The sequence below is a fragment of the Mesorhizobium loti CJ3sym genome (assembly GCF_000472785.1).
Lineage (GTDB): Bacteria > Pseudomonadota > Alphaproteobacteria > Rhizobiales > Rhizobiaceae > Mesorhizobium > Mesorhizobium loti_E.
Genome location: NZ_AXAL01000067.1, coordinates 1 through 3,299, shown reverse-complemented (window position 1 = coordinate 3,299; position 3,299 = coordinate 1). Strand labels below are relative to the sequence as shown.

Sequence of the window (3,299 nt, the reverse complement as noted above, 5' to 3'; positions counted from 1 at the left end):
GATACAATTGGCATCGTCCGCACGGCAGCCTAAAGTCACTAACACCAATCAGCCGCCTCGGCTGGACCGAGGACAACCTGTTGAGGCTCCACATCGAGCTGTTTGATCAAACGCCTGACGCTGCCTACCTGCTTCCCGCAGCAAGTCGATTCTGACCCTAAGCCAAAAGCGTCGTCCATGAGACGCGACAGGACCGGATACACCGCGCCCGATTACCAAGTGGAGCAAGCCCTTCGCGAACAGGCATGCGCCGCCATCTGATGCCACGGCAAAGGAACCCCAAGCAGCGCTCAACTTGGTTTGTATGGACAAGGCAATGGTGACCGCGCCGAAGAGATCACCAATCTTCGCTAAGATGGATATCAACTAGAGGGACAACGGCGAGTTGCACTTACTCTACGAAGCACGCCAACGCTACCGCACGCGCTTGCGGACGGTCTGATTCGACGCGTTCGCGAGAAGCCACGAGTTGCTTTATGGGGCGGGCGACATTATCGCCGCTGCGGCGCTCTCACTGGAAGACAACGCGGTGCCGGACCTCGCGCTGCAGGCATCAAATCGCTACGATGACTGGGCCGAGGCGGCTTCCTCGGCCCTTGGGCCGCAGGCGTTTGGCAAGATGATTGCGTTCCCGGCGCGCCACGCGGATCGGCGCTTTGTAGAGTCCGCGTGCAGTTCCCGGAATGACCGCGGAGAGTTTCAATTCCCCACGTCGATCCCGCGCAGCTCAGTAAGCCGATGCTCCATTTCGCGCTTGAGATGGTAGTCGGGGCGGCCGAACCATCTATTGCGTTTGGCGATGAAGTGGCGCTGCTGCTCGCGCAGCCCCCGCACCGCCTTCCGGTCGACCTTTGACAGCGCAGCCTTGTAGGCGTCGCCCATCTGCCGGTCGAGTCGCGACAGGTCGGGATCGGAGCAGATCGCCTTCTCGACCGCGCGGCTTGCCGACTTGCAATCAAAGGTCGGCAGCAGCCGCTCGGAGCGCGGGGCGTCGCGGCGGTCGCGATCCTGGCGCAAGTTGGCGAGTTGCTCGGCATCCGAGCCCGCATTTGGATCGATGCGTAGCGCCTGTTCGTAATCGGAGATGGCGCTGTCGAGATCGCCCTTCTGCTGCCAGGTCGCGGCGCGGTTGTGGTAGGCCAGATAGAAGCCCGGATCGAGCGCGAGCGCGCGGTCGTAGTCGGCGACAGCGCGGTCCAAATCGCCTCTCAGATTGTAGGCGTCGGCGCGGTTGGTCAGGAAGTTCGCCTGCGGGCGCAGCCGGATCGCCTCATTGTAGTCGGCGATGGCACGGTCGTAGTCCTTGTTTGCCTCATAGGACAGGCCCCGGTTGTCGAAATATTCCGGGCTGGTGGGGTCGAGCCGAATTGCATCGCTCTCATCGGCGATAGCTTGACTAATTCGCCCCATCTTCATGTAAGCCGCGCCGCGGTTGGTGAAGAAGCGGGCGTTGGTTGGATCAAGCCGAATCGCCTCGTCATAGTTCTTGATTGCCTCGGCGTAGTTCTGCTTGAAGTAGTAGGCGGCGCCACGATCCTGCCAGGCCTGAGCATATTTCGCATCCAGCCGGATCGCCTCGTTATAGTTGTCGATGGCGCGATCGTATTGCTTGCTGTTGCTGAACACGTTGCCGCGGTTGTCGAAGGCCTGCGGATCGTTCGGATCGAGGCGTGCCGCCTCGTTAGCGTCAGCCAGCGCCTTGTCGAGACTGCCGCTGCTCCGATAGATGTTCGAGCGTTCGCGGTAGGCACGTGCGTTCTTCGGGTCGAGCGCGATGGCGCGATTAAGATCGGCAACCGCGAGCGGCATCTTGTCGACATACCAATAGGTCGCGCCACGGCTGACCAGGGCCGCAACGAATTCCGGCGACCGATCGTTCTTGCTGCCCTCGATCAGGTCGGTGCAGGCCGCGATGCGTTGCTCGGCGGAATAGCCGCCGTTATCGCTCGAAGCACAAATAGCGGTGTCGGCCACACCTTCGGCGTTCGCATGCGGCATGGCCGCAAACGCGAATGGAGCGATGGCAAGCAGCAATAAGCGGCGCATGAAAACCTCCTTAGGGGAACGCGGGGCGGAAAACACCTGCCGTCATGGATTGCATAACCTTGTGTCGCAGCACTGCGACAAAAGGTTCAACAATCGCAAATGATAGGCATGTGCATGGGCTGGCTTCAAGACGACGACGATTTGCTCTTCGTAAGAAGCGATCAGGGAGTGACACTCTGCCAATGGCGTCACAGATGACGACTGCAATAAGGTCACCACCATTGGAAATGTCAGCTTTTGGAGATCGGCGAGCGAAGCTTTGACGGCCGAGATTGGGCGCAAAGCTTCCCTAGCACAGCAAATTTTCGTCGGTCAGACGGCGGGTTTGGTGGCGTTAATCTGCAGGCAGTCGTCCCTGCGGCTAAGTACCGTCTTCCGCGCGGCCGGGACATCGGCCATCAAGGCCTGACCTTTGTCCTGGCTTGTAACCCGTTCGCCAAGCATAGGCGAACACCGCGTAGCTGACCGTCACCAACACTATTGGGCACGTCATCCGCACTTCACGCGATAAGCGGGGCCGCGTTCTACGGCTTGTCTTTCGCTGGAAGCGGAATGGGTTTTGTCGGCGTCAGCAGAAATCTGTGCGGCTCTCCCGACGGCGCGCGGCCAAATCCAACGATCTGGCCGCTCGAGTTGATGTCTCGCGCTTCGAAGCGCGTCCAGCTGCGACCGCTGGAGTCCAACAGATCGTTGAGGTCGTAGATCGCCGTCCCGATCCACAAGGCGGCGTGAGTTGGGGAGTTGCCCTTGAGCGCCGCGTTTCCGACCACAAGGCCCGCTTCGTTGATCCCGAGCGCCATGCTGAACTCGCCGCCAAGCCTACGCAGATCGACGATTTTCGAGTCGACCCACCCGGTCGCATGGGTTTCCGTATTGCGGCGTCCTTGGCGCTGGCTTGTCTTTGTTCGTAGGCGCGGGCCGCGTGGTGATGGCCGGGGTCTCATTATCTAAGGACGGACATGCCTACGACGACGCGCATATAACCAAGCGGCTGCACATCGACGATGATCGACGTGTTTTGAATGCTCTGTCGAAGCGAACCGGTAAGGTCTTTGCTGCCGAGCCAGCTTTAGCTGGCGAATGCGGCATCCCTTTATGGACGTCTCCCTGAACCTCTAGCCGAACGCATCGAATATGCATTTCCATAGCGGCTGCCGCGATCTAGGCTCAGGACTCATTGATCAGAGCCAGAAGATTACGGTTGCAGCGATGCAGATCGCGGACATGAAGGTGTGGGCGCAGCGGTCATAGCG

2 protein-coding genes are annotated in these 3,299 nt (G+C 60.1%); both read right to left on the bottom strand.

Features of this window, described 5'->3' with window-relative positions; all coding sequences use genetic code 11:
- Positions 1–699 precede the first annotated feature (699 nt).
- Positions 700–2,046: a tetratricopeptide repeat protein gene (locus A3A9_RS0136430; RefSeq protein WP_051371532.1), complete on the bottom strand. Its 1,347-nt coding sequence runs from the start codon at positions 2,044–2,046 to the stop codon at positions 700–702.
- A 524-nt stretch (positions 2,047–2,570) separates the two neighbouring features.
- Positions 2,571–2,846 (bottom strand): hypothetical protein, encoded by a 276-nt coding sequence (locus A3A9_RS0136420; protein WP_027062827.1) that lies wholly within the window; start codon positions 2,844–2,846, stop codon positions 2,571–2,573.
- Positions 2,847–3,299 lie beyond the last annotated feature (453 nt).

Coding starts and splice junctions, on each gene's coding strand:
- A3A9_RS0136430 (WP_051371532.1), bottom strand. CDS start 2,046: ATGCGCCGCTTATTGCTGCTTGCCATCGCTCCATTCGCGTTTGCGGCC.
- A3A9_RS0136420 (WP_027062827.1), bottom strand. CDS start 2,846: ATGGCGCTCGGGATCAACGAAGCGGGCCTTGTGGTCGGAAACGCGGCG.